22 protein-coding genes and 1 pseudogene are annotated in these 24,566 nt (G+C 52.9%); 17 read left to right on the top strand and 6 right to left on the bottom strand.

Going from position 1 to position 24,566, the window contains the following annotated elements; all coding sequences use genetic code 11:
• Positions 1-202: 202 nt before the first annotated feature.
• Together FCN15_RS10945 and FCN15_RS10940 are read left to right on the top strand one after the other, a co-directional pair.
• Positions 203-772, top strand: coding sequence for a xanthine phosphoribosyltransferase (locus FCN15_RS10945; RefSeq protein ID WP_138495045.1), 570 nt, complete (start codon positions 203-205; stop codon positions 770-772).
• A gap of 9 nt (positions 773-781) precedes the next feature.
• Positions 782-1,915, top strand: a complete 1,134-nt coding sequence (locus FCN15_RS10940; RefSeq protein ID WP_138495044.1) for a LacI family DNA-binding transcriptional regulator — start codon at positions 782-784, stop codon at positions 1,913-1,915.
• 3 nt (positions 1,916-1,918) lie between these two features.
• Here the strand turns inward: FCN15_RS10940 and FCN15_RS10935 are convergent, their stop codons facing one another.
• The gene (locus tag FCN15_RS10935) at positions 1,919-2,257 is read right to left on the bottom strand and encodes a DUF4870 domain-containing protein (RefSeq protein WP_138495043.1); all 339 of its coding nucleotides are present in this window, start codon (positions 2,255-2,257) and stop codon (positions 1,919-1,921) included.
• A 193-nt stretch (positions 2,258-2,450) separates the two neighbouring features.
• Complete coding sequence (locus FCN15_RS10930) at positions 2,451-3,674, bottom strand: MGDG synthase family glycosyltransferase (RefSeq protein WP_338044371.1); 1,224 nt, start codon at positions 3,672-3,674, stop codon at positions 2,451-2,453.
• A 493-nt stretch (positions 3,675-4,167) separates the two neighbouring features.
• Here FCN15_RS10930 and FCN15_RS10925 point away from each other — a divergent pair, with 493 nt between their 5' ends.
• The 7 genes from FCN15_RS10925 to FCN15_RS10895 all read left to right on the top strand — a co-directional run bounded on the left by FCN15_RS10925 (position 4,168) and on the right by FCN15_RS10895 (position 9,826).
• The gene (locus tag FCN15_RS10925; RefSeq protein ID WP_138495041.1) at positions 4,168-4,356 is read left to right on the top strand and encodes a hypothetical protein; all 189 of its coding nucleotides are present in this window, start codon (positions 4,168-4,170) and stop codon (positions 4,354-4,356) included.
• A 188-nt stretch (positions 4,357-4,544) separates the two neighbouring features.
• Positions 4,545-5,300 (top strand): type I methionyl aminopeptidase, encoded by a 756-nt coding sequence (map, locus tag FCN15_RS10920; protein WP_138495040.1) that lies wholly within the window; start codon positions 4,545-4,547, stop codon positions 5,298-5,300.
• 252 nt (positions 5,301-5,552) lie between these two features.
• Positions 5,553-6,281: a hypothetical protein gene (locus FCN15_RS10915; RefSeq protein ID WP_138495039.1), complete on the top strand. Its 729-nt coding sequence runs from the start codon at positions 5,553-5,555 to the stop codon at positions 6,279-6,281.
• Positions 6,282-6,323: 42 nt separating this feature from the next.
• Positions 6,324-6,737: a GntR family transcriptional regulator gene (locus FCN15_RS10910; protein ID WP_138495038.1), complete on the top strand. Its 414-nt coding sequence runs from the start codon at positions 6,324-6,326 to the stop codon at positions 6,735-6,737.
• The gene (locus FCN15_RS10905; RefSeq protein WP_138495037.1) at positions 6,734-7,642 is read left to right on the top strand and encodes an ATP-binding cassette domain-containing protein; all 909 of its coding nucleotides are present in this window, start codon (positions 6,734-6,736) and stop codon (positions 7,640-7,642) included. The genes FCN15_RS10910 and FCN15_RS10905 overlap by 4 nt, the downstream gene beginning before the upstream one ends.
• Positions 7,642-8,547, top strand: coding sequence for an ABC transporter ATP-binding protein (locus FCN15_RS10900; RefSeq protein WP_138495036.1), 906 nt, complete (start codon positions 7,642-7,644; stop codon positions 8,545-8,547). Before FCN15_RS10905 ends, FCN15_RS10900 begins: the two co-directional genes overlap by 1 nt.
• A complete protein-coding gene (locus FCN15_RS10895; protein WP_138495035.1) occupies positions 8,540-9,826 on the top strand; it encodes an ABC transporter permease in 1,287 nt (428 codons plus the stop codon). Before FCN15_RS10900 ends, FCN15_RS10895 begins: the two co-directional genes overlap by 8 nt.
• A gap of 39 nt (positions 9,827-9,865) precedes the next feature.
• On the opposite strand, the gene FCN15_RS10890 is transcribed toward FCN15_RS10895, so the two are convergent.
• Complete coding sequence (locus FCN15_RS10890) at positions 9,866-10,777, bottom strand: oxidoreductase (RefSeq protein ID WP_138495034.1); 912 nt, start codon at positions 10,775-10,777, stop codon at positions 9,866-9,868.
• Between the two features lie 221 nt (positions 10,778-10,998).
• Here FCN15_RS10890 and FCN15_RS10885 point away from each other — a divergent pair, with 221 nt between their 5' ends.
• Together FCN15_RS10885 and FCN15_RS10880 are read left to right on the top strand one after the other, a co-directional pair.
• On the top strand, positions 10,999-11,178 hold the full coding sequence (locus FCN15_RS10885; protein ID WP_138495033.1) for a hypothetical protein: 180 nt from the start codon (positions 10,999-11,001) through the stop codon (positions 11,176-11,178).
• 231 nt (positions 11,179-11,409) lie between these two features.
• Positions 11,410-11,598 (top strand): annotated as a pseudogene (locus FCN15_RS10880) (DUF2935 domain-containing protein); the annotation flags it as partial.
• A gap of 82 nt (positions 11,599-11,680) precedes the next feature.
• Here FCN15_RS10880 and FCN15_RS10875 read toward each other — a convergent pair.
• Complete coding sequence (locus FCN15_RS10875; RefSeq protein ID WP_138495032.1) at positions 11,681-11,908, bottom strand: non-oxidative hydroxyarylic acid decarboxylases subunit D; 228 nt, start codon at positions 11,906-11,908, stop codon at positions 11,681-11,683.
• Positions 11,909-11,919: 11 nt separating this feature from the next.
• Positions 11,920-13,344: a non-oxidative hydroxyarylic acid decarboxylases subunit C gene (locus tag FCN15_RS10870; RefSeq protein WP_138495031.1), complete on the bottom strand. Its 1,425-nt coding sequence runs from the start codon at positions 13,342-13,344 to the stop codon at positions 11,920-11,922.
• Between the two features lie 251 nt (positions 13,345-13,595).
• Here FCN15_RS10870 and FCN15_RS10865 point away from each other — a divergent pair, with 251 nt between their 5' ends.
• The 4 genes from FCN15_RS10865 (at position 13,596) to FCN15_RS10850 (ending at position 19,065) form a co-directional block, all read left to right on the top strand.
• Positions 13,596-14,300 carry a response regulator transcription factor gene (locus FCN15_RS10865; protein WP_138495030.1) on the top strand — a complete coding sequence of 235 codons (705 nt, stop codon included), beginning with the start codon at positions 13,596-13,598 and terminating at the stop codon, positions 14,298-14,300.
• Positions 14,297-15,799, top strand: a complete 1,503-nt coding sequence (locus FCN15_RS10860) for a sensor histidine kinase (protein ID WP_138495029.1) — start codon at positions 14,297-14,299, stop codon at positions 15,797-15,799. The genes FCN15_RS10865 and FCN15_RS10860 overlap by 4 nt, the downstream gene beginning before the upstream one ends.
• A 143-nt stretch (positions 15,800-15,942) precedes the next feature.
• Positions 15,943-18,096: a subtype B tannase gene (locus FCN15_RS10855; protein WP_138495028.1), complete on the top strand. Its 2,154-nt coding sequence runs from the start codon at positions 15,943-15,945 to the stop codon at positions 18,094-18,096.
• A gap of 108 nt (positions 18,097-18,204) precedes the next feature.
• On the top strand, positions 18,205-19,065 hold the full coding sequence (locus tag FCN15_RS10850; protein ID WP_138495027.1) for an AraC family transcriptional regulator: 861 nt from the start codon (positions 18,205-18,207) through the stop codon (positions 19,063-19,065).
• 174 nt (positions 19,066-19,239) lie between these two features.
• Here FCN15_RS10850 and FCN15_RS10845 read toward each other — a convergent pair whose 3' ends face one another.
• The gene (locus tag FCN15_RS10845; RefSeq protein WP_138495026.1) at positions 19,240-20,496 is read right to left on the bottom strand and encodes an MFS transporter; all 1,257 of its coding nucleotides are present in this window, start codon (positions 20,494-20,496) and stop codon (positions 19,240-19,242) included.
• 414 nt (positions 20,497-20,910) lie between these two features.
• Between FCN15_RS10845 and FCN15_RS10840 the strand changes: the two genes are divergently transcribed.
• On the top strand, positions 20,911-22,314 hold the full coding sequence (locus FCN15_RS10840) for a subtype B tannase (protein WP_138495025.1): 1,404 nt from the start codon (positions 20,911-20,913) through the stop codon (positions 22,312-22,314).
• 379 nt (positions 22,315-22,693) lie between these two features.
• Complete coding sequence (locus FCN15_RS10835) at positions 22,694-24,550, top strand: LTA synthase family protein (RefSeq protein WP_338044370.1); 1,857 nt, start codon at positions 22,694-22,696, stop codon at positions 24,548-24,550.
• Positions 24,551-24,566 lie beyond the last annotated feature (16 nt).

Genomic DNA, 24,566 nt, shown 5'->3' with positions numbered 1-24,566 from the left:
GAAAAATCCTGCCGCCCCGGGGGACCGCCTGCGGCCCCGTTCTTTTTTAGCCATTGGTAAAGCACCTCCGGCGGCTCAGCTGTAAAGAAGCCTGTTATCCCGTATCGGGATACGGGCTTTTTGCGTTAGAATAGAAGACAGATTTGAATTCTTGCTGCAATAATATTTGTATAAATTCATGAACTTGTTTGGAGGAGAACTGATGAAGCTGCTGGTTGAGAAGGTTCTGCAGGAAGGTATAGTCCTCAGCGATCAGGTGCTGAAAGTCGATTCGTTTCTGAATCACCAGATGGACCCGGAACTGATGCTGGAGATCGGCCGCGAGTTTGCCCGGCTGTTCGCCGGAGAGAGCATTACAAAGGTGCTGACTATTGAATCTTCCGGCATAGCCCCCGGAATTATGACGGCGCTTGCCCTGAATGTGCGTCTGATCTTTGCCCGCAAGCGCAAGTCTTTAACGCTTACTGAGGATATTTTTGTCGAAAAGGTTTATTCATATACGAAGCAGGAGAGCAGCGAGATCACGGTATCCAGGAAGTTTCTGGAGCCGGGCGACCGGGTGCTGATCGTCGATGATTTTCTGGCGAACGGGGAAGCGGCGTTTGGGCTGGCGCGGATTGTGGAGCAGGCTGGCGCGGAAGTTGCGGGAATCGGGATCGTCATTGAAAAAGCGTTCCAGCCCGGCGGACGCCTGCTTGCGGATGCCGGATACCGCGTAGAATCGCTGGTCCGCGTAGCCTCGCTTGCAAACGGCACAATCGAACTGGTGTAGGTGGGAATGATGACGGGAAAAAGAGTAACGAGTATGGATGTGGCGCGTCTGGCCGGGGTGTCCCGCAGCGTGGTATCGGCTGTAATTAACGGGACGCAGGGCATCGGGGTCAGCCGTGCCAAACGGGAAGCGGTTCTGAAAGCCATGCGGGAGCTGAATTATCATGTTGATGCGGGGGCGCGCGCGATGAAGACGGGGCGCAGCTACTGTGTCGCCGCCTTCGGGGATACGTCGAATGCGCTGTTTCTGCAGCTGCTGGAGGGGCTGCAGCAGGCCTGTCTGAGACAGGGCTACCATGTGCTGCTGGTCGGCCGTGGTGATGGGATGACCGGCTGGGAGGAGCTGATTTCCTTGTATTTCCAGCGGAGGGTCGATGGCATTATCAGCCTGGATTATCTGGGATTCGAGGACCCCGACTGGGCGGCGCAGGTGCGGGAGCATAAAGTTCCGTACGTATCCGTTGAAGGCTACGCGGGAGCGGAGGACATTTATTCGGTAATGGCCGATTATTACGGCAGCGTCCGGACGGCGATGGAATACCTGGAGCAGTCCGGGGTGCGGGGAGCGGCCTACCTGCAGATGGAGGACCGCCGCTGGCCCGAGAACTGGGCGGAGACGGCCCGCAGGGATGCGTATGAGCATTTCTGCGCGGAGCGCGGCTGGACGCCCAGAGTAGAGAAAGTGGACAAGCTGGAGCCGGAGCACGTTCAGGCGATTCTGGAGTATGATCTGGCCAACGGACAGCCGGCGGTGTATCTCTCCAACTGGATGGATGGCGCGCTGGAGATGTACAGAGCCGCAGCCCGGCTGGATTTGAAGGTCGGCCGGGAAGTGAAGGTGATGTCTGCCGACAATACGTACCGGGTCAGCGACCAGCTGGTTCCCCGGCTGTCGGTGATGGCGGTTCCGTATAAAGAAATGGGCGAAAGGGCAGTAGATTTAATTCTGGAGCAGATTGAAGGCGGCGGGGCCGAAGCCGTGGCCGTGGCTGATGCCGGGACAGGAGCCGAAGCCGAAGCTGGTGCGGAAGCTGGTGCGGAAGCTCGGGCCGAAGCTGAATCCGGAGCCGGAGCGGGAGAGACCGCTCGCCCTGTGCGGAAGCACTGGCTGGCCGCAGGCCTTCTCCCGGGATCAAGCGTGTAGCCTTTACCAGCTGCGGATCTGCCGTTCAGCAAAATCGCCGATCCACGGAAGCTTGAGCCACTTCCGCTGCAGGGAAGCGGCAATAAGCGCGATCCACAGCACTACGCCTAAGAGGCTGAGCAGGGGAGCCAGCAGAAGCCCGAGCACCGGGATGAATCCGGCTGCGGTATGTCCCACGATGAGCCCGCCGAACAGCAGAACGGATTGCAGGGCGTGGAACAGCACAAACCGGCTTCTTTTTTCAATAAACAGAAAAGCTATGCCCCCCGCAAAGGGGATCAGATGGCACAAAAATGCGGCCAGATGTTCCGGAAGGCCTGTGGAAGAACGGAATGGAGACACGGACATGCACCTTCTTGAGCCTAAGGATGAAGGGGAAGCCCCTCCTCCCTTCTAATGTATGACAAGCCGGCCGGGGTGAGAACGAGCCCGGGGAGTAAGGCTGCGGCCGGTACGCCCGGGGCAGGACGGCTCGGCCAGTGAAGCTGCAGTCAGTACGGCTGCATGCTGTACGGCTCCAATCATACGGCTCAGGCTAGTAGGGCCCGGCTGCGGTAACGCGGCCTGCTTCTTCTGCCGGCCAGATAAACAGGCGGAGGAGATCTTCGGCGATTTCATTTGCGGCGTCCGGGCGCCGCAGGCTGTCCAGCTCCTGGTAGAGCTCGCCGCCCGGCTGCCTGCTGCTGAAGAACTGCTCGATCTGCCGCACCAGCTCGCGCGGACGGTTCGAGATGAAGGCGATGCCTTTCTTATTCAAATACAAGGCGTTATTCAGCTCCTGGCCGGGGACAGGACGGAAGAGGAACATGGGCAGGCGGCTGGCCAGCGCTTCGGATAACGTAATGCCGCCGGGTTTGGTAATAATGCAGTCGCTCGCTGCCATTAATTCGGCGATATTCTGGACAAAACCGCAAACCTGCACGTCACGGTGCCCTTTGAACTGTTCCTGGAGCTGCGCAAGCAGCTCTTTATTTTTGCCGCAGACCGCGATGACCCGGCGTTCCCCGGAAGCCGTAAGGCGGCGGCAGATATCGGCGATGTTCTGCATCACCCCGTAGGCTCCGGCCATCAGCAGAATAGCCGGCTTGCCGTCCTGCGGGAGCGAATAGGCCGGCCCCTGGTTCGAGCCCGGATCCGGACGTGAACCCGGATCGGAGTCCGGCCTGCCGGTTAAATCTCCGGCTTTCGCCTGTACGGCAGCGGCAGCGGCAAAGCCCGGCCGCAGCGGAATGCCGCTGACCATCACCCTCTCTTCCGGCACGCCTCTGGCCACCATTTCATTCTTCAAGTCCTGTGTGGCCACATAATAGCGGTTAACCGACGGATGGACCCAGCGGCCGTGAATGTCGAAATCGGTGATCACGTTGGCCAGCGGAATCGTCTGACCGGTGCGTCTGAGCAGTTTGGGCATGACAAGCTGCGGAAAAGTATGAATCACAAGATCGGGATTGATGTCGGCGACAATCTTCGCAAGCTTCCTGAGCCCGAAGGAGTGGAGCAGACTGTACAGCGGCCGGCCCGGCTGCATCCGACGCGTCGAATTGTACACCCAGCCATACAGGTACGGGATTGTCTTGAAGCTCTGCATGTATACAAATTTGGTCAATTCATTAATCAGGGGATGCGCCTCCGCCATCAGGTCGAGCAGAACCACATTGGTAATGCCCCGCTCATGGAAGGAAGCTTCCATCGCTTTAGAGACCTGGTAATGGCCTTCTCCATAGCTGGCATAGACGATCATGATCTTCGGGTTTCGCATCTGCAGCCTCCTCCTGGTTGGCCTGTTGGAATGGTGTCCGTTCGGCGTGAATTCTTCGATCTGCTGATCAATAGATCTGTTCTCTGATAAGTATATATGTCGGATTGCCCTATAGAAGAATTTGCCGGCGGAGGAAAGAATTCCTTCCCTCTTATTTTAACCCTTTCAATATCCGATAAATATATCTAAAGAAGCAAATCTATATCCAAAAAAGGTGAAAGCTGAAACGGGCGGCTGAATATGCTACAATATAGAGAGATAGGAGGCCGTTCCATTCATATCCGGACATACATATACTGCTACGGGTGACTGACATTGCCATTGCTGACACAGCAAGCATTGATTCAGGGCAAACCTTGCCGGGTATGTATAATGTCAGAACCTGCTGAGCCAGCGGGACAAACTAACCACTTCTAGATGAATTACTTGCAGGATCTTTTCGGCGTTTCTCAATAACGGAAGCAGTACCATAAGCGTTCTGGGAGGGAATCATATGGCAACGAAAGGTCATAACGAAGTAAAGGAAAGTTTGCGGGAGATGACAAGGATTTTCAGGCCGAAGGATCCCAAGAAGTTTGTCAGGGAATATGTTCGCAAGTACCGCATCATGGGCGGTTATGAAGAAGAATTGACCCATCTTGTTGAAATGGAAATGGGTAAGCTGAATTCTTCTGTTTCTTGATGTAACCTCTGACGGCCGGCCGCTATCATATTCGATATAGGACTCTTTCTAACCGTCTTCCCGCGATTTGTGCGGAGGGCGGTTTTTTTCATCCTTATACCGGCATATATTAGAACACCGGAAGCCGGCAGCGTAGAAAGGACAGGTCCGGAGAGGGCGGTTGTCGAAAAATAAAGGAGGCGTTGCCCATGCCGAAAGTCGTAACTAAGAACGCCCAGCAGATCGAGCTTATCCGGACAGCGGGACGCATACTGGCGGAATGCCATCAGGCTTTGAAGAAGGCGATTGTTCCCGGGATCTCCACCATGCAGATTGACCAGTTTGTGGAGCAGTTTATCACCCGGAGGGGCGGAACAGCGGCGCAGAAGGGATACCGCGGATTTCCCTACGCGACCTGCGCCTCGGTCAACGATGTGGTCTGCCACGGATTTCCTACTGCAAATCTTCTGCGCAGCGGTGACATTGTAACCATTGATATCGTAGTCGAGAAGGACGGCTGGATGGCCGATTCCGGCTGGACTTATCTCGTAGGCGAGCCGTCGCCGGAGGTAAGGCGCTTATACGAAATAACGAAGCAGGCTCTGGCACGCGGCATTGCCGCAGCCGTGCCGGGCAGCCGGATCGGGGATATCAGCTACGCGATCCAGAAGACGGCCAATGATGCGGGCATCGGCATCGTGAAGCCGCTGGTCGGACACGGAATCGGCCAGCACATGCATGAGCCGCCGGATGTGCCGAATTACGGCCGGCCGGGAACAGGCCTGAAGCTGCGCAAAGGCATGGTGATTACCATTGAGCCGGTCTTTACCCTCGGCGAGAGCGGAGCGGTCCTGTGGGAGGACGACGGCTGGACGATCCGGTCGGCGGACGGAACGCCGGGAGCGCAGTTTGAGCATACGCTGGCGATAACCGACCGGGGAGCGGAGCTGCTGACTGCGCAGTAGCGCAAATCGAGGACTGCGGATTAGCCTGGCGGAGTGTGCCGGGAGGCAAAGGCAATTGAAGAGCAGCAGCTCTGCAAGCAAGCCGGCGTTCAGCCGGCTTTTTTTGATGCCTTTAATAATATATTCTAATAATATTTTCCATAGCTGGGTTTCCAATAGTTGACAATCCGGCACAGTGCTCATATACTGTGTATAAAGATATACACAGTATAACAGTGTTTGCGAACCCTGACAGGAAAGGATGAGTGGATAATGGGCGGCGTTTGGAGGGACAGTGTGTTTCTGCTGAAGAAGGAGATGCACACGGACTGGAAGTACTGGTTCTGGAATCTGTTCTTTATGGCTTATACGGCAGGATGTATCAGCCTGCTGGTGTATTCGATGAATGACAGCGAGGCGGAGCGGTCGATGGGGGCCGTGCTTGACTTTATGTTTCTGGTGATGACCCCGCTGTCAGGAATCTGGTTCTGCCGAAGCTCACTCCGCTATTTGAAGGAGGATTCCTATACCCAGAAGCTGTTCTACTTCAAGATCCTTCCCATCCCGCTCGGCTCGGTAGTGCTGTCGCGGATCATCCAGGGACTGTGCGCCCTGCTGATCAATGGCGTGATTCTATATACGCTGATTTATATTTTTACAGATGGTCTGAATGGCGCTGTCGGTTTGGCGGTTTATCTCCCTTTTATCCTTACCTGGGCCGGATACGGGCTGATCATAAACGCTTATTACATTTATTTTGAATTTCTGAGCAGCGGAAAAGTTTATTTATGGATGTCCTTTGTGCATATGGGCGGCTGTGCGGTGATCACGGCAGTCGTCGCCTTGTACCACGGGAACGTGCTGCTGTATACGATTGAGGCTTCGGAGCGCTTCGGCTTTCTGTCCCCGCTAATGTGGGGCAGCTTATTGCTTGGAGGTCTGGTGCTGGTTCTGACCGGCCGGCTCGTTACCCGAAAGATTGCAGCCAGAGATATGGTTTAACGAATTAGTGATGGAATTGGCAGGAGACAGGAGGTGCCGGGAGTGTGGATTCCCATACAAATCAATGAGTCCAGCGCAGAGCCGCTTTATCACCAGATTGAAACACAGCTGCGTTCGATGATCGTCAGCGGTCAGCTTGGCGAAGGCACCCTTTTACCGTCTATACGTGAATTAGCAGGCAGCCTGAACTGCAGTGCAATTACGGTGCGGAGAGTTTATCAGGATTTGGAGAACGAAGGGCTGCTGCGGACCAAGCAGGGAACCGGCACCTTTGTATCCAAAGTAGAGGAGGAGCAGCGCGGAACGTACAAACAGACGCTGGTACAGGAAGCGCTGGAGGCAGCCATTGACAGTGCGATAGCGGTTCAATACAGCAAGGAGGAGCTGCAGGCGTTATTCCTCGAAATGATAGAGAAGAAATATAAGGCTGCAGGGAAGGGCGGGAATGCGAAATGACAGATTTGGCAGTTAAGCTCAGCGGTGTTATGAAATCCGGACGGCGAAAAATAATCGGGCCGATCGATCTTGAAATTCCGGCGGGCCATGTGACAGCGGTAGTCGGGCCTAACGGCTCCGGAAAAAGCACGCTGCTTCACCTTATGATGAAGACCATCCATCCTGACGGCGGAACCCTGGAGTGGTTCGGCCAGCACCATGACCGCAGTCTTCCCGTTGAACTGCAGCAGCATATCGGCTATGTGCCGGAGATTTCTATCTATGAGGAAAACAGCATGACCGCCGAAGAGGCCGGCGCCTTTCGGGGCTACTGGTATCCGAAGTGGGATACCGCGCATTTTGAGGAGCTGCTTAACCGTTTCGGCGTTCCGCGCGGGATCCGGCTGTCCAAGATGTCCAAGGGAGAGCGGCGCAAGTTTGAGATCTCCGCGGCGCTGGCATGCCGCCCAAAGCTGCTTCTGCTGGATGAGCCGTCCTCCGGTCTTGACCCTTTCGCCTGGAGGGAGATGATTGGAGCGCTCCGGACGCTTCTGGCGGAGGAGGAGATTACGATTGTGCTCTGCACCCACATTGTGGATGAAATCAGGAAGCTGGCCGATTACGTCATACTGATGCGGGACGGCCGGAACTACGGCATGGTGGAGAAGGATGCTCTGCTGGCCTGCTTTCAGGAATGGTGGATCCGCGGCGGTCAGGAGGAAGCGCGCCGGCTGGGGGCCTTGGAGACGGAGCCGGGCCTGGGCATGGTCAAAGTGCTTGTCAACCCGGTCCAGGCTGAGAAGCTGGCCGAAGCAGCACGGATTGAGGTGCTCCGGAGAAGGAGCATTGAGATGGAAGAAGCGCTGGAGCTGTGGATCAAGGGGCATTTGCCTGAAGGCCTAAAATGGAATAGGGGGACGCTGTAATGGGACAACCGCTTGAATTGAGCCATGTATTCAAACAGTTTGGGGACAAAACGGCAGTTAACGGCATTTCACTTCAGGTTGAGCAGGGGGAGATTTACGGACTGCTCGGCGCTAACGGCGCCGGAAAAACAACGACGATGCGGATGGTGCTTGGCGTTATTTTTCCGGATGGCGGAACGATCTCTTATTTCGGCAAGCCCTACGGCCCGGCTCAGCGGCATGAAATGGGTTATCTGCCGGAGGAGCGCGGGTTGTATCCCAAGATCAAGGTCAGTGAACAGATTACCTATCTGGCCCAGCTGCGCGGCATGTCTGCGAAGGAGGCCGACCAAAGCCTGAAATACTGGCTCGAGCGGTTCGAGGTCCCGGAGTATTACGACAAGCGGGTTGAAGAGCTGTCCAAGGGCAACCAGCAGAAGATGGGATTTATCGCGGCTGTTGTGCATAAGCCCAAAATTCTGATTCTGGACGAGGCCTTCAGCGGACTCGATCCGGTCAACGTAGAGCTGCTGAAGACGAACGTCAAGATGCTGCGAGACGAAGGAACGAGCATTTTATTTTCCACGCACCGCATGGAGCATGTGGAGGAGCTGTGCCGGAATATTACGATTCTGCACCGGTCGAACCCTGTGCTGCAGGGGGATTTGAAGGAGATCAAGAAGCGGTATCCGCGGGAATCCGTCCTTCTGCGGACAACCGGCCCGGTAGAGGGATTGGAGCGGATCAAGGGCGTAACAGCCGTAGAGCGCAGGGAGCGGGGATATCAGCTGGCCATTTCCGAGATCTCGGCGGCCAAGGCGATTTTGTCGGCAGCAGTGGAGCAGAGCGAAGTCGAGCATTTTGAGATTCAGGAGCCGACGCTGAACCAAATCTTTATTAAAGAAGTGGGGGAATCCAATGAATAAGCTGGGTACGGTAATCCGCTTTTCCTTTATGAGCAAGATCCGGAAGAGATCCTTTGTGGTCACCATGATTGTGCTTGCCGTCCTCATTACGGTCCTCGCTAATGTTCCCTACCTGCTCGACAAGTATATGAACAAAGACGACCAGCCGCTGAACATCGGACTGGTGTATGAGCCGCAGCCGCAGGTTGCGGAGAAGCTCCGCCTGGTGTCGGATCAGCTGAAGAGCCCGGGCTATCACTTTGTTGATTATAAGGAGCAGACCTCCGATTCCCAGCTGCAGCAGGACCTCAAATCCAAGAAGCTGGATGCTTATCTGAAGTTCAGCAAGGAGGCCGCGGGCGGATTTCCCGAGGTGACCTATGTGTCCAAATCCGGAGACGATCCGGACCAGGACGTGGCGGCTGCCCTGCAAAATGTGCTGCAAACGGTCAAGATGCAGACCATCGCCGGAGGCTCGCTGAGCGACAGCCAGCTGGCGGAGCTGGCGACCCCTGTGGCGCTGAATGCGGAGAAGGCAGGAAGTGCGGACGGGGAAGCGGGCGCTAAATCCAATGAAGCTTCAGAAGCAGCGAATTACATTTACGTGTACGTATTGATTATTCTGTTCCTGATGATCAATACCACAACCGGCAGCATGATCGCGTCCGAGGTAACGGCGGAGAAGAGCTCCCGGATCATGGAGATTCTGATTACGAGCGTGTCTCCTTTGGTGCAGATGTTCGGCAAGATCATCGCAATGTTCCTGCTGGGTCTGCTGCAGATTGCGTTCTTTGCTGCCGTCGTGGGAATCAACCTCTCCATGCCGCATAATATTGACGCAATCAAAGGACTTGGCGTGGACATCACGCAGCTGAGCCTGGATGTGTTCCTGTATGGCTTGGTGTTCTACATCCTGGGCTACTTCCTGTATGCCACGCTGTTTGCAGCCATCGGCTCCCTCGTCAGCCGGACGGAAGAGCTGGGGCAGGCGATCATGCCGATTACCCTCATGCTGATGGTGTCCTTCTATATCGGGATCTTCAGCATTGCAACGCCTGACGCCATGCTCATCAAAATTGCCTCCTATATTCCGTTCACTGCGCCGATTTCGATGCTGGTGAGAATTGGCGTAAGCGAGGTGGCGCCTTGGGAGATCGCGGTGTCCCTCGCTATTCTGCTGGCGGCTACCTTGTTATTCGGCTGGCTGTCGGCCAAAATCTACCGGACCGGCGTGCTCCTGTACGGCAAACGCCCATCGCTGAAGGAGCTTGGCAAGGCGATGCGGGCTTATAAGATGTGATATTCGATGGTTGTCCCCAGGATCTGGGGGCAGCCATAATCAAAAATTGTAACTAAACCCCGTTAATTTCTCAGATACTTCCCAGAGTTCCTTAGCCAACCCGGCGTCGTAGGATTTGTCACTTGAATTCACTATTTGAGGATAGCCGCGGGTCTCCAGCCATTTCGTTGGCCCAAAATATTCAGACCCGGCTAAGTTTTCTTCTGTTGCCGCTCTTAGAACGGGCAGGGTTCCGATTTCAATCCTTTGAGCAATGAATTTGTTGGCAGCTGCCACCAGCAGCCCTTGTGACCGTTGGAGAGCGGTAGCTGTATAGCCAGGGTGTGACGCTGTGGAAATGCTGTCTTGTTTCTGAGTTTTGAAGCGCCGGTCTAATTCATAAGCGAATAACAGGTTTGCTAATTTACTTTGCGCATACGCCTTGGCTTTGCTGTACGTCTTCTCCATGTTCAGGTCATCAAAATGAATATCGCCGCCATATTTATGAAGCGCACTGCTTTGAGTAACCACTCTGGATTGAGGTGTATTCTTAAGGACATCCAGAACCAAGCCGGTCAATAAAAAATGGCCCAAATGATTCGTCCCAAAATGAGTTTCGAATCCTTGCTTGGTTATTTCTCGGGTTCTAGGGTACATAACACCCGCATTATTGATCAAAATATTTAAATTTGCATATTTACCGTGAAATTCTTCTGAGAACTTATGAATGGAACTGAAATCAGATAAGTCCAGCTGCATCAATTCGATATCTGCATTTTTAATTTTACTTGTTATAGCTGCAGCCGCGGTTTTTCCCTTTTCAAGATTACGGACTGCCATGATCACTTTTGCGCCTTTTGCACTCAAAATCGTCGAGGCTTCAAGTCCAAGTCCGCTGCTTGCGCCTGTAATTAAAATGATTTTCCCATCTAGTCTTGGAATTTGCCCGGATGTCCATCTGCTGTTATCCATCTTATCTCCTCCTGATTGTTCCCTCGGCATTTCTTTCTATAGTTCAGTCTATATAGTATATAGGAATTTTTAGGATGGTTGGATATCCGAATCCCTGAAAGTTGTAGTCAGACTGGAGGATCGGGGGCCACAACGGATGAAGGTGTGGTGACCGTAGAGGTAGAGGTAAATGGAACCGAGCTGAACCTTCCGCCGGCAGCGGCTCTATTGACTTGGGAGACATGACCATAAATCCGGGCCAGACTTTTGTAATTGTGGAAAAGATTGATGGAGGAGAGGAGTATGCCGATAACCCCGGAACTTATGAGGCTGCTGGCAACACTCCTGCGGTTACCGGATTGGTTACTTTGTTAACTACACACGCTCCCGGTTTGCCGGAAGCGGATTACGGCCTTTGGTGATGGAGAACATGCCAGGGCCGCTGAATACGAGAGAAAGAACACCGATCAGAAGAAGGAATTCCAGATCAGGGGAGCAATCCCTTTATAATCCATAGTGCCCAAACGCCCCTTCAAAGGTTTTATCATTCATGCTTGCCAATAAAAGGGGATATAAACGTTAACGGCACAATTATTAGGCCGGTGTCATATTGAAACAAGCCGATTCCATAAGCTCGGGAAGCATGATATTACACCCACCCGCTGTTAAGCCAATTTGTTGATGAGAATCGGGTTTCGGTATAATCACTGCGTGATTTTAAGAAAACGGCGCGGGATTTAATAGAAGAGTGCCGAATCAAAAGCATCATTCATCCTTTGCTTGCCGACCATGTCTTTCGTGAAGCCGAACGTTTCCTGTTCATTCTGGATATTCTGTTTTGAATCCCATATCGTGTAACGGCTTCGGCTCTGATCCATCTTCCTATCGGCTGCAAAAATAAAACCGGGACAGCAGAACACTGTTTTAATGCAGCCGCCGGGCGATTGGAGGAACATGTGCCGCAAAGGGAATCTCCTCCGGGTTGACCTTGAAGGCAGGGTTATATTTTTCCGGATTCGTGATCGTTTCAGGCTCCGTGGACCTCCAGGTAAAAATACACACCGGGCAGAGATAAACCTCCCAAACCCCTTTAACGGGTGACACGGCAACGACAGAAGCGGTCTTGGATTCACAGCGGGGACAGGTATGCATGGCTCACTCTCCTATTTTTTTAATAGCATGTCTTGAATAATGGCCTGCCACTTCTCGACATCCAGCGGGGAATCCAGCGGCTGGGAATAGTGTCCCCGGGTTTCCGGTGCCAGCGGAGTAGTAGCGTCCAGGATCATCTTGTGGGTGATACCGGCCGGCTCCGATCCCGGGTCCAGCGGAAGCACGGAGAGATCCGGGATGATCAGGGCATCGTGTTTGGGGTGCATCTTCGTAGACAGCGCCCACATCACCTGCGGCAGATTAAAGGGATCGACATCCTCATCCACAACGATAATGAGCTTGCAGTAGCCGAGCCCGTGCGGAGTGGTCAGGGCCCGCATGCCGACAGCCTTGGCGAATCCCCCATAGCGGCGCCTGGTTGAAATGATCGCGACGAGGCCGTGGGTGTACATGGCATTAACAGCTACAATTTCATTGGGAAAAGAATCCTTCAGCTGCTGATACAGCGGCACGCTTGTATTGATCCCGATCATATAATCGGTCTCCGTCCATGGCATGCCGATATAGAGATGCTCGAAGATTGGATTCTTGCGGTGGTAGACGCGGTTGATCTGAATGACCGGCATACTGCGGCCGCCCGAGTAATGCCCGGTAAATTCCCCGAAAGGACCTTCAAACTCGCGGACTCCGGTCAGCAGCTCTCCCTCCAGAACCACCTCGGCTCCCCAGGGAATATCCAGATCTGCCGTTTTGGCCTTCACGACACGGTAAGGCTCGCCCTGAAGCGCTCCTGCCATTTCGTACTCGGACTGATCATAGAGCAGCGGCGTTGCAGCAGCGGTTGTAATGACCGGTTCGTTGCCAAGAGCGATGACAACCGGAAGATTAATGCCGCGCTCCTCGGCCTGGCGAAGATGAATGGCAATATCGTGCTGCGGGACAGGCTGGATGCCGAGGCGGTCTTTGCCCTTGACCTGCATCCGGTAAATCCCGACATTCTGCTTGCCGAAATTCTCCGGATCTTCGAGATCGCGGGTGATTACGCACGCTTTGTCCAAATAAAATCCGCCATCCCCCTGATTCAGGCGAAACAGCGGCAGAATATCAAATAAATTGATGTCACTGGTTATTTCTACTTCATGAAAAGGAGCCGTTTCCTCCCTTTGGACAGGAACCGGAAACTGCGCATAGCGGCGTGCAAATTCAAAGAATTGATCCTTCAGCGGCGTGTTGGCCGGCATCTTCATCATCAGCGCATGGTTGGGCCAGGAACCGATTACGTTCATCGCAATCTGTGCATTCGTGCAGCCATGGATATTGTTAAACAGAAGTGCCGGGGTGCTGCCGCCCAGATTATTGACGGCTCTCGTTGCGGCTGCGACATCCGGCTCGAGATTTACCTTATCGGTAAGGGTCAGGAGCTGCCCTTCCTGCCGCAGCCTGTCCAGAAATTCACGAAAGTCTTTATAAGCCATGATGGTCTCCTTCTATCCGGAATTAGGGTGTTAGCTACTGGCTAGAATTCCAGTTTGGGGCTGCTCTTATTCAGGGCATTCCGTTCCGTTTCCGGCAGATCCGTCAGACCCGGCAGCGGCAGATCCGGCGGTCCGGGCAGGGTCATGCTTTCCTTGCTGGAGCCGGCTTTTTGACTGAATGCGGCGGGGCAAGTCTGCTATAATGTGTGCAGTTCTTATTCACAGTGTTTATGTTAAGGAGGCCGCACCCTATGGAATTGGATAAACCTGTACATATCTTGATTTGTGATGACAGCTCGGCTGTTCACGATACAATAGGCCCTTATCTGAAGGCAGAGAACATGACTTATTCCTCGGCTTATAACGGCCACGAGGCGCTCAGGCTGGCTGACGAAATGAACCCGGATTTGATTCTTCTGGACCTGATGATGCCCGGACTATTCGGTACGGAAGTATGCAAGGAGATCAGGAAGCAGAGCCAGGTTCCGATTATAATGCTTACGGCCAAGGGGGAAGAGCTGGACCGGATTCTCGGTCTGGAGATCGGAGCGGATGACTATATCGTCAAGCCGTTCTCTCCAAGGGAAGTGGTAGCCAGAATCAAAACGGTGCTGCGCCGGGTAACCGGTCCGGATAAGGCGGAGGAGCCGAAGAAGGTGATCGTCTATGACCAGCTGAAGATTGATCTGGGGCGGTACGAAATTTCAATTGCCGGCGAAATCCTGCCCGCTACCCCGAAGGAGATTGAAATTCTGTATCTGCTGGCCGCGAACTGCAACAAAGTGCTGAGCCGGGAGCAGATCCTATCGACCGTATGGGGCTACGATTATTACGGGGATACACGGGCTGTGGATACCCATATCAAGCGGCTGCGGAAAAAGCTTGCCGAAGAAGGCTCAGGCTGGAGCCTCAAATCGGTCTATGGCGTGGGCTATAAATTCGAGGTCATTTTATGAAAGCCGGCCTTAGAACCGGCCTTAGAACCCGCCTGGTGAGGACCGGTCTGCTGAGAACCGGGATGTTCCGTAAATTGTTCCTGACCATCTCAGCGATCCTGGTCGGGGCATACATCCTGGCGGCATTACTTGGTAAATGGGCGCTGGATGCTTATTTTCTAAGAAACAGCCTGCTGGAGCTGGCCCCTCAGCTGGACTCGATCGCAGAGGATATCAGCAAGACTGGGCATACCTCAACGCGGTTAACGGATCTTGGCTTTATTTTGAAAGCTTACGATCTGAATAATCAAGAGATGAGTGTGTTTACCCATGAGGAGCTTCCGCCCACTGTTCAAGGCAGGGTTCCCATTACAGAAGAGGATATCCGGACGGCGCTGAATCCCTATATTTCCAGGGTTCTGGCAGGTGAATCTGTAACAAAGATTGGGAGACTGACAGCCCTCAGAGGCGAAACCGTTCTGATCGGCCGGCCGCTGAAGCGGGACGGAAATGAGATTGGCGCGGTATTTATCCTGAAGCTGGCCAGTGATTATAACAGCGCGCAGAGAGGCTTTTATCTGACTTTTCTGCTGGCCTCGACCCTCTCCCTGCTTCTGATTCTAACGGTTATTTATAAAGTGCTGCAGCGCATGAGCCGGTCGCTTTATGCCATGACAGTGTCTTCCAACGCGATGGCGGCGGGGAATTATCAGTTTCGTGTCCCCGAGGACGGGTACGCGGAGCTTGGCCTGCTGGCCGCCTCGATGAACACTTTGGCGTCCAGGCTGGAGAGCAACGAAGAAGCGGCAGCCAGGCTGGAGCAGACGCGGCGTGATTATGTGGCGAATGTGTCTCATGAGCTGCGCACGCCAATTGCGGCAATCCGGGCGATGAGCGAGACGCTGTGCGACGGGATGCTTGGCGATGAGCAGGAGCAGCAGCGCTTCTACCATCTGATCCAGCATGAATCGGTCCGCCTGCAGCGCCTGATAAACGACATGCTGGAGCTCTCCCGCCTGCAGTCCGGCTCCGCTTCGATCCTCAAGTCTCAGGTAGAAGCCGCCCCGCTCATCCGTGCCATTCAAGACCGGTTCGAAATCATCGCCGAGGATTTGGACATTTCTTTTCAGATTACAGACAGCGCCCTGAAGATGCCGGATTTCTACGGGAACCGCGACCGTACCGAGCAGGTGCTGATTATTTTGCTGGATAATGCCTTCAAATTCACCCGTGAGGAGGGCAGGGTATACGTCGATGCCTCATGGGATGCGGAGAAAGTGACAGTTTCGGTGATCAACGAAGGGGCCGGAATACCGGAGGAGGATCTGCCGTATTTGTTTGACCGTTTCTATAAGAGTGACAAGTCCAGGTCCGGTTCAGGCACGGGATTGGGGCTTTCTATTGCCAGACAAATTATGACCCAGCTGGGGGAGTCGATCGAGGCCGCCTCTGAAAATGGGGAGACCCGCTTCTTCTTCACTTTAAGCAGGACAGCCGGAACAAGAACAGCCGAAACATAAAGCCTTCTTCATTCTGCATTTGTATAAAAAAAGTCCGGTTTGCGGCTGGTTTCGTTCATTTTCCGCCACATTGTTTTGCTAGAATAGTCACCGGATAAGTTTTTAATAGCTTTATTTATTAATCAACTTAAAGGAGACTGAGCATGAAGACTAACAAATGGGCTGCCTCCCTGCTGGCAGCGTCCCTTATGAGCATGCCGCTGGCCGGCGCAGTAAGCGCGGCTGCAAGCACAGAGACAACAACGTACAGTCTGGACTTTGACACAGCGAATTACACGGAGAAGAGCGTGACCTATAACGGTCAAACGATTAAATACCGGGCTTATGAAAAAGTAGTATACGTGCAGCATCCGGTAGACACGAAGTATGAAATCATGAACATTTATATCCCTGAAGAATACTTCGAAGGCGGCACGATCAACAATTACACGGCAGAGAATGCGCCGATCTACTTCCCGAATACGGTCGCCGGCTACCTGCCTGGTGAACCTGGAAGCCCGGGCGCAGGCATGGGCGGAGGGGAGAACGCTGTCGTTGCGCTGTCCAAAGGGTATGTTGTAGCTGAACCGGGCGCGCGCGGCCGCACAACCCAGGACGAAGACGGCACCTACACCGGCAAAGCGCCGGCCGATATTGTGGACTTGAAAGCAGCTGTCCGCTACCTGCGTTATAACGACGAAGTTATGCCGGGCGACGCCGAGAAGATTATCTCCGACGGAACGAGCGCGGGCGGCGCCATGTCCGCACTGCTGGGCGCTACTGGCAACAGCGCGGATTATGAGCCTTATTTGGAAGAACTGGGCGCAGCGGATGAGCGGGACGATGTTTATGCCGCAGCCGTGTACACGCCGATTACAGACCTGGAAAATGCCGATATGGCCTATGAGTGGCAGTTTAACGGGGTGAACACGGTAACGCCGAGATCCTTCGGGCTTGCCGCAGGACAGGGCGGTCCGACTGGCGGACAAGCAGCGGACGGCCAGACGACTGAACAGGCGGCTGATGCCCAGGCGACTGACGTACAAGCAGCTGACGCAGAAGCGGCTGCCGGGCAGACAGCAGACGGGCAAAGCGCGGATGGACAGCTGCCAGCCGGACAACTGCCGGAAGGCGCAATGGCAGGCGGCTTAGGCGGCTTAATGGACGGCGGACAAGCCCAAAGCACGCCGACTCCTTTGACGGATGACCAGATTAAGGTCTCAAACGATCTGAGCGCCATGTTCCCGTCATATCTAAACGGCCTGGGGCTGACAGCTCCGGACGGAACCGCACTGACACTGAACGCGGACGGCAGCGGCACCTTCAAGGATTACATTAAATCCTTCGTAGTGGCTTCGGCGCAGAAGGCGCTGGACAGCGGCACAGACCTGTCTGACAAGACGTGGATTACGATTAAAGACGGCAAAGTTACCGACATTGATTATGACCAATATATCCAATACCTGACCCGGATGAAGACGCCTCCGGCCTTTGACGGCCTGGATTTGAGCAACGGCGAGAACCAGCTCTTCGGTACGGAGACGGTTGACGCGCAGCATTTTACCCAGTACAGCCTGGAAAATGATACGGCAGGCGGCACGATGGCCGACGCGCAGATTATCAAAATGATGAACCCGCTGAATTACATTGATGCCGATGGCGCAAGCACCTCCCAATACTGGCGGATTCGCATCGGCACCAAGGACAGCGACACTTCCCTGGCGGTCTCGACGATTCTCGCGACAACGCTGCAGAACAAAGGTTACAACGTAGACTTCTCGATGCCTTGGGATATTCCGCACAGCGGCGACTACGATTTGGATGAGCTGTTCGCCTGGGCGGACCAGGTCGTTGCGGCCGGTTCTACGGATTCGCAGACCTCCGGTTCCACTTCAACTTCCGCTGTTTCCGCTAATCCGGCGGTGAAAGTAAACGACAAGGACACAGCAGCCGCAGCCTATACGTTGAATGGCGAAGTATATGTGAAGCTGAGAGACCTGGCCATGGCTGTGTCCGGAACGGACCGTCAGTTTGAAGTGACCTGGGACGCGGCCGAGAAAGCCGTGAAGCTCGTTTCCGGCAAGGCCTACACGCCTAAAGGCGGCGAATTGTCCGGTGCATTAGCGGCTTCGGCGTCCAAGCAGGCTGCATTAAGCAATGCAAAGCTTTATCTCGACGGGCAGGAGGTTCAGCTCTCCGCATACACGATCGCCGGGAACAACTATGTGAAGCTGAGCGATGCTGCAGCGCTTCTTAACCTTGAGGTGCAGGTGGACAGCGGGTCAAATACAGTCGCTATCAGCACATCGGGCAGCTAAGGGGCCTGTGAAGGGTAAGGGGTAAAAGAGATCAGGAGGGGCCTGTCATGCTGAAGGCTCCTCTTTTTTTTCTAATAAAGGCTGGATGATATTCTTAGAGGGTGCGATATGGACTATAAATATGAAGTTGTAACGACCAGTAGTGATTTGCCTGTCAAAATTATTTACCATGACTCCGACGATACGGATTATGTGCCGAGACATTGGCATGAGTGCATTGAAATCTCCTATGTGCTCAGCGGGAAGATCGACGATATTTATATCGAGGGCGCCCACTATGTTTCTGAACAGGGAGATATTGTACTGATCAATTCAAATCATATTCATTCGGTATCGGTCCATACAGGGAAAGACCAGCGGGCGATGACCCTGTTAATCCCGGTTGAATTTATAACGTCCAACTATCCCCAGACCGGCAGGCTGGCATTTATATGCCTGTCAGCTGAGGAACAGGATGAAGGCAGGAAGGACCGTTTTGCGGAGCTGCGGGCTCTTTTTAACAGGATGCTGGAGGCTCACTTGAATATGGACCAGGATCCGCTCGCGAACATTCAGATCAAGGCGCTTTCGTACCAGCTGATCTATCTGCTGCTCAAGTATTTTAAGGCAGAGACGAACAGTCCGGCGCACATCAAATCCAATAAATATCTGGACCGGTTAACGCAGATTACCGACTATATTAAACAGCACTATGACCAGAACGTTACGATCCACGAGATGGCAAAGGCATTCGGCTTCTCTTCGGAATATTTTTCCCGCTTCTTTCAAAGGCATATCGGGATGACCGTGTTAAACTACATCAATGCTGTCCGCCTGGAGAAGTCATACCGGGACCTCATGAATACCGATCTGGCCATTACGCATATTGCGCTTAAACATGGGTTTCCCAACGAAAAATCCTTCTGCCGGGTGTTTAAAGCCGCCTATCAATTAACCCCAAATGAATACAGGAAAAAATATAAAGGATAAGCTCCCTGCCTGAGCCGGATCTCTGCCAGGACTCTGTCGGAGCTTTGCCCAATCTTTGCACACAAGTAAAAACACCTTCAAAGCTGCCGTCCTATCTGCGATAGGCATGCATGCGGTGAAGGTGTTTCTTTTGTAAAGCGCCGGTTCAAGCGGGCTTTCGTATTTTTACTATCGTTATCCGATGAGCTCATTTCTAAGGGCTGCCTGGTTATTCTTCACTGGCTGCCGCTGCCGGGGTGCGGTTTCTTTATACCCCAGACTCACCAGGAATACGATGACGGCTGCGCCCGTGGTCAAGATCATCGTCCAGTACAGGCTGTATTGATCGGCGAGCGCGCCGTCCAATGCCGGCCCAATCGTCCCTCCAACAACTTCACCCACAAAATTGATAATGGCCGTCGCTGTCGCCATTAGTGCAATCGGCACGGATTCGCCGGGAATGACGAAGAATAACAGCGATCCGAGCGCCTGGCCAGCACCGAAGAGTGTGATGCAGACAATAAGCATCGTGTAGTTGGAATGAAAGAAGATAAAGGAAAGCGGTGTCAAAATTCCCATAATGCCAGCGATCAGAACAGTAGGTTTACGGCCGATCCGATCAGACAGCCAAGGAATGGAGATATTCCAGATAAAAGCGACAAGACCGTACACGCTCATAATCTGTGCAGACTGGCTTTGGCTGAAATGACCGACATCCATAAGGAAGGTTGGCGCAAAGCTGCTGAATCCGGTAATCATAAATCCGACATTAAAAATAGCTGCCACGATAGAAATCCAGATATTCCGGCTCTTTAATACGATCTTTACATCGGACAAACGGATTTTGGACGGTCCCTCTGTTTCTGCTGTCGTTTTAGGCTCGCGCATAAATTTCATGAGCAGAAGAGAGACGATGATTCCAGGGATCGTAATAATATAGAATGCATAACGCCAGCCCATGGAGTTCGCAATGGCCACCATAAGAAGCGGGCTTAAGCTCCCCAGAATCGAAGAGCAGGAGATGATGATCCCGGTGTTTAAACCTCGTCTTGACGGGGTCGATTCAGTCATCATAGAGGTTTGAATCAGCGGAGCGGATGGGCCCTCGGCAATCCCCAGAATTGCCCGGGATAAGATTAATCCGACAAAGCCGGTAGCCAACCCGCTGAACAGCGTGCTCAAAGAGAAGATCATTAAGAACAGAATGAGCATGAACTTCTTCTTCTTAATAATATCGGAGATATAGGAGAAGATGATCGCTGAGACTCCCCAGGCAAATCCGACCACGGACATCGTCAAGCCCAGCTGGGCGTTGTTTAAATGAAACTCGGAAGCAATGTTGGGAAACAAGTAAGTGATACTGAACCGATCCATAAAAATCATTCCGTAACCAAAGGACAGCATTAAAAGCAGGCTGTTTTCGTAGCTCCAAAATTTCTTTGGTTTATTCATCAGTGTTCCTCCCGTCCATCTGTTAGTAAACGTTTACAAAGCCTATTGTAGAGAACCGTTGCCGTCTTAGCCCGTCATTTTCTATCTTGTTTACGGTCAATTTCTGACGAGTTTGCCGGCTCTGCCGGAGCCGGGGTTGACCTTGGCCGGCTGATCAGATATTGACCTTAAAATGGTCATAAAAGGACGGGAAAAGGGCGAACGGGTTATTTAAGATGAAGGTGAAACGAGACGTTCTTCCGAAGGATAGAGGAGTTTGGCTGAACCAAGCGGAATTAAGCTTAACCAAGCTGATCTAAGCTGATCTAAGCTGATCTAAGCTGATATAAGCTGATCTAAGCGGAAGCCAGCGTCTTATACCGGCCGCTTAATCTCTTACCGGCGAAACCACAAACTTGTAAAGGGTGATCCATTTTGGAATACAGCTTAGCATTCGACACCGGCAGCTATACGGTCAAGACGGTAACCCTGGAAGGGCGGACCATTACCTTCCGGGCATTTGAGAATATCGTTTATGTGAAGAATCCAGTCGACACTGCCCATCAAATCCTGAATCTTTATGTGCCTGAAGCGTATTATGAGGGGAAATCAATCGGAAGGTTTAATGCCGATAATGCCCCGATCTTTATGCCTAATACGGTTGGCGGCTATATGCCGGGGATGCCTGAGATCCCGGGGGGAAACAAATTCAGCGGCCATACTAACGCCGCATTCGCAGCTTTAGCCAGGGGATATGTGGTGGCGGCTCCTGGAGCCCGGGGGCGCACATTGCAGGACGATAAGGGCCGGTACACCGGAACAGCGCCTGCCTGCATCGTCGATCTGAAGGCTGCAGTCCGGTATCTGCGGCATAACAGGCAGCTTGTTCCCGGAGATACGGACCGAATCATTTCGAACGGCACGAGTGCGGGAGGCGCTTTGTCCTCGCTGCTGGGAGCTTCCGGCAACCATAAGGACTATGAGCCTTATTTGAAGGAGCTTGGAGCAGCCGAAGAGCGGGATGATATCTTAGCCGCCTCCTGCTACTGTCCAATCACCAACCTGGAACATGCGGATGCCGCCTATGAGTGGATGTATAACGGTCTCCTTGAATTCCACAGAATGATGAGGGTCAGAAATGGCGAGCAGATGGAATTTAAGCCGGTCAGCGGCAGAATGACCGCAGAGCAGGCGGAGCTGTCCGGTAAAGTGAAAGCCTTATTTCCTGCTTATCTGAATGGATTAGGGTTAAAGGGCACCGGCAATACTGCGCTTGGGCTGGATGCAGACGGTGAGGGGAGTTTCAAGGACTTGGTGAAAGCCTATGTAGTGTCCTCGGCTCAGAAAGCTCTGGAGACGGGAGCAGACCTGTCCGGCTTAACCTGGATCACCATGGAGAATGGAACTGTCACGGACATCGACTTTGATGAATACGTGCAGTATGCGGCCAGAATGAAGCCAGCCCTGGCTTTCGATCAGGTGGATTTGAGCACCCCGGAGAACGAGCTGTTTGGAACCGCTTTGATCAAAGCCCGGCATTTCACTGCATTTGGCGCCGATCACAGCACCGCAGGCGGCGAGCTTGCAGAACCGCAGATAGTAAAAATGATGAATCCTATGAACTATATCGGAAATGAGGAGAATGTAACCGCGCAGCATTGGCGGATCCGGCACGGAGCTGTTGACCGCGATACGTCTCTGGCCGTTCCGGTCATTCTGGCCACCTGCTTGCAGAATCAGGGGTTTGACGTTGACTTTGCGCTGCCTTGGGGACAAGGACATGGCGGGGATTATGATCTGGATGAGCTGTTTGCCTGGATGGATCAGATTTTGGGATAGAACAAAGGGGCTGCCCTCGGGCGCCCCTTTGTTCTATTTGTATGCCGGGATTAATCAAGACTGTGTGCCAATGCCTAAAGGGTATCAATGTCCGTTTGTTCAGATCCTACTACCATGAATTTGAATTATGTCGAATATCCTACTATTTTGCCGAACATCCGTAGTTCTATATCGGCCAAAGAAATCATTTTATGAAGAAGAAGGGAATGGCCTGGCGAACCTGAAATCCCGCGCTGCAAGGCTTAATTAGAAGCGGCTGGATGCCGTGGAGGGTTTATTTTTTAAACTTAGGGTAATAGAAACTTGTAAATAGGAAGCATTTGATTCAAAATAGACTAGCAAGAATCAGATAATAGAAAATATTGGGGAAATGAGAACAATGAAAAAATTATCGCTCGCCAAAGGGAAATACCTGATTATCTTCAGCATTATTCTGCTGATAAAAAGCGCAGTAGCCTGGTTTGTCGTCTTCAGCGACGGGCCGAATTGGAGCATGATTCTGACGGAGATTCCCTTCTTCCTGATCGTGTTCAGTTTAATCGAGTGGCTGGCCGCCAAACGAAAGATTCTGTACTATATGCTGGCGAATCTTCTGATTTCGCTCATCTATTTTGCGGTGCTGATGTATTACAAATACTACGGCGTAATTCCTACCTATCATACGCTGCAGCAGGCAGACAAGATCACGCACGTAGGAGAAAGCACGTATTCGCTGATTGCCCCTTACTATTTGTTTATCTTTGTTGACTTGATCTTCTTCATTCTCTTCATGTTCCGGCCGAAGTACATCCGCCAGTGGAAGATCAAAGGGATGAAGCGAATGAGCACGACCGCCCTGATGATCATTACCGCTGTATCGGTTGCGCTCTGCGTGTTCAATATCTGGCCTAATCACTCCAGCATGAATGAGCTCAAGAAAGCGGAGAGCATGGGGATCCTGAACTATGAAGTGTATTCCATCCTGGCCGACTCTACCGAACCGGAGGAGATTATTGATGCCAGCAGCATTACTCAGAAGTCCATCGATCAGGTAAAAGGTGTCACTGAACCGGCTTCACCAAAGTATTTCGGTGCAGATAAAGGCAAGAATCTGATCGTGGTGCAGATGGAGTCGTTCCAAAACTTCCTGATCGGCCTTAAGATTGACGGCCAGGAAGTTACGCCGAACATCAATAAGCTGGTTAAGGAAACGACGTATTTCAACAACTTCTATACCAATGCGGGCTCGGGAACGACCTCGGACGCCGAGTTTGTCGTGAACACCTCGTTCTTTGCGCCCAAGAATGAGCCGGCGACTTCCTCCAATTATATGAAGAAGTCTCTGCCGAGCCTTCCGAAGCTGATGGAGAACAACGGTTATTTCACTGCTACGTTCCATACCAACAGTGTAGACTTCTGGAACCGGAAGGACCTGTACAAAGCGGTAGGCTTTGACAAGTTCTATGACCAGAGCTTCTTCGGGGATGACGATCATATCGCTTTTGGCTCGTCCGACGAGGTGCTGTTTGCCAAAACCGTGCCGGAGCTGTCCAAGCTTGACGCCCAGTCGCAGCCTTTTTACTCGATGGTTATTTCAATGAGCGCGCATCACCCGTTCCGCATTCCGGAGGAAAAATATAAAATGAAGCTCCCTGAGGAATACCAGGGGACGCTGCTCGGCGACTACATTCAAGCCCAGAACTATGCCGACTACGCGATGGGACAGTTCATTGATAAGCTGAAGGCAAGCGGGCTGTGGGACGACAGCCTGATTGTGTTCTACGGCGATCACCAGGGCCTGCCGATGTACACGCTGTCCAGCGGTGAGAAGGATCAGATCGCTTCCCTGATCGGACATGAATACGGCTATACGGACATGTTCAATATTCCGTTTATCGTCCATTCGCCAAGCGGCCAGCTCCCGGCTGTTATGAGCGGCACAGGCGGCCAGGTCGACATTCTGCCGACCGTCGCTAATCTGCTCGGGGTGTCCGTTGATCAGCAGCTGCATTTTGGCGAGGATCTGTTCAACCAGACGCACAACCTGCTTCCGGTCCGGCACTTCCTGCCGACGGGCTCTTTCATTAACGACAAGAGCATCTTCGTGCCCGGCGACGGCTATACCGACGGCAGCAACTACAGCCAGACCGACAACAGCATCATCAAAAATGGCTCCACAGAGGCCGAGTTCAATGCGGCCCAGCAATTGCTGCTCATGTCCAACAGTTATTTGGAGCAGCTGCCGGATTCTAACTAAGAATTCTAACTAAGAA

This window comes from Paenibacillus pinistramenti, from assembly GCF_005869875.1.
Classification (GTDB): Bacteria; Bacillota; Bacilli; order Paenibacillales; family Paenibacillaceae; genus Fontibacillus; species Fontibacillus pinistramenti.
Note: the sequence above shows the minus strand (reverse complement) of the source record. Positions and strands in the feature narration are given on the sequence as shown.

Bases quoted from the DNA above. Each gene is read 5' to 3' on its own strand.
- FCN15_RS10895 (WP_138495035.1), top strand. From the start codon at position 8,540: ATGAATAAGCTGGGTACGGTAATCCGCTTTTCCTTTATGAGCAAGATC.
- FCN15_RS10945 (WP_138495045.1), top strand. From the start codon at position 203: ATGAAGCTGCTGGTTGAGAAGGTTCTGCAGGAAGGTATAGTCCTCAGC.
- FCN15_RS10905 (WP_138495037.1), top strand. From the start codon at position 6,734: ATGACAGATTTGGCAGTTAAGCTCAGCGGTGTTATGAAATCCGGACGG.
- FCN15_RS10930 (WP_338044371.1), bottom strand. From the start codon at position 3,674: ATGCGAAACCCGAAGATCATGATCGTCTATGCCAGCTATGGAGAAGGC.
- FCN15_RS10890 (WP_138495034.1), bottom strand. From the start codon at position 10,777: ATGGATAACAGCAGATGGACATCCGGGCAAATTCCAAGACTAGATGGG.
- FCN15_RS10850 (WP_138495027.1), top strand. From the start codon at position 18,205: ATGGACTATAAATATGAAGTTGTAACGACCAGTAGTGATTTGCCTGTC.
- FCN15_RS10875 (WP_138495032.1), bottom strand. From the start codon at position 11,908: ATGCATACCTGTCCCCGCTGTGAATCCAAGACCGCTTCTGTCGTTGCC.
- FCN15_RS10865 (WP_138495030.1), top strand. From the start codon at position 13,596: ATGGAATTGGATAAACCTGTACATATCTTGATTTGTGATGACAGCTCG.
- FCN15_RS10915 (WP_138495039.1), top strand. From the start codon at position 5,553: ATGGGCGGCGTTTGGAGGGACAGTGTGTTTCTGCTGAAGAAGGAGATG.
- FCN15_RS10835 (WP_338044370.1), top strand. From the start codon at position 22,694: ATGAAAAAATTATCGCTCGCCAAAGGGAAATACCTGATTATCTTCAGC.
- map (WP_138495040.1), top strand. From the start codon at position 4,545: ATGCCGAAAGTCGTAACTAAGAACGCCCAGCAGATCGAGCTTATCCGG.
- FCN15_RS10855 (WP_138495028.1), top strand. From the start codon at position 15,943: ATGAAGACTAACAAATGGGCTGCCTCCCTGCTGGCAGCGTCCCTTATG.
- FCN15_RS10845 (WP_138495026.1), bottom strand. From the start codon at position 20,496: ATGAATAAACCAAAGAAATTTTGGAGCTACGAAAACAGCCTGCTTTTA.
- FCN15_RS10870 (WP_138495031.1), bottom strand. From the start codon at position 13,344: ATGGCTTATAAAGACTTTCGTGAATTTCTGGACAGGCTGCGGCAGGAA.
- FCN15_RS10925 (WP_138495041.1), top strand. From the start codon at position 4,168: ATGGCAACGAAAGGTCATAACGAAGTAAAGGAAAGTTTGCGGGAGATG.
- FCN15_RS10940 (WP_138495044.1), top strand. From the start codon at position 782: ATGACGGGAAAAAGAGTAACGAGTATGGATGTGGCGCGTCTGGCCGGG.
- FCN15_RS10860 (WP_138495029.1), top strand. From the start codon at position 14,297: ATGAAAGCCGGCCTTAGAACCGGCCTTAGAACCCGCCTGGTGAGGACC.
- FCN15_RS10900 (WP_138495036.1), top strand. From the start codon at position 7,642: ATGGGACAACCGCTTGAATTGAGCCATGTATTCAAACAGTTTGGGGAC.
- FCN15_RS10885 (WP_138495033.1), top strand. From the start codon at position 10,999: ATGACCATAAATCCGGGCCAGACTTTTGTAATTGTGGAAAAGATTGAT.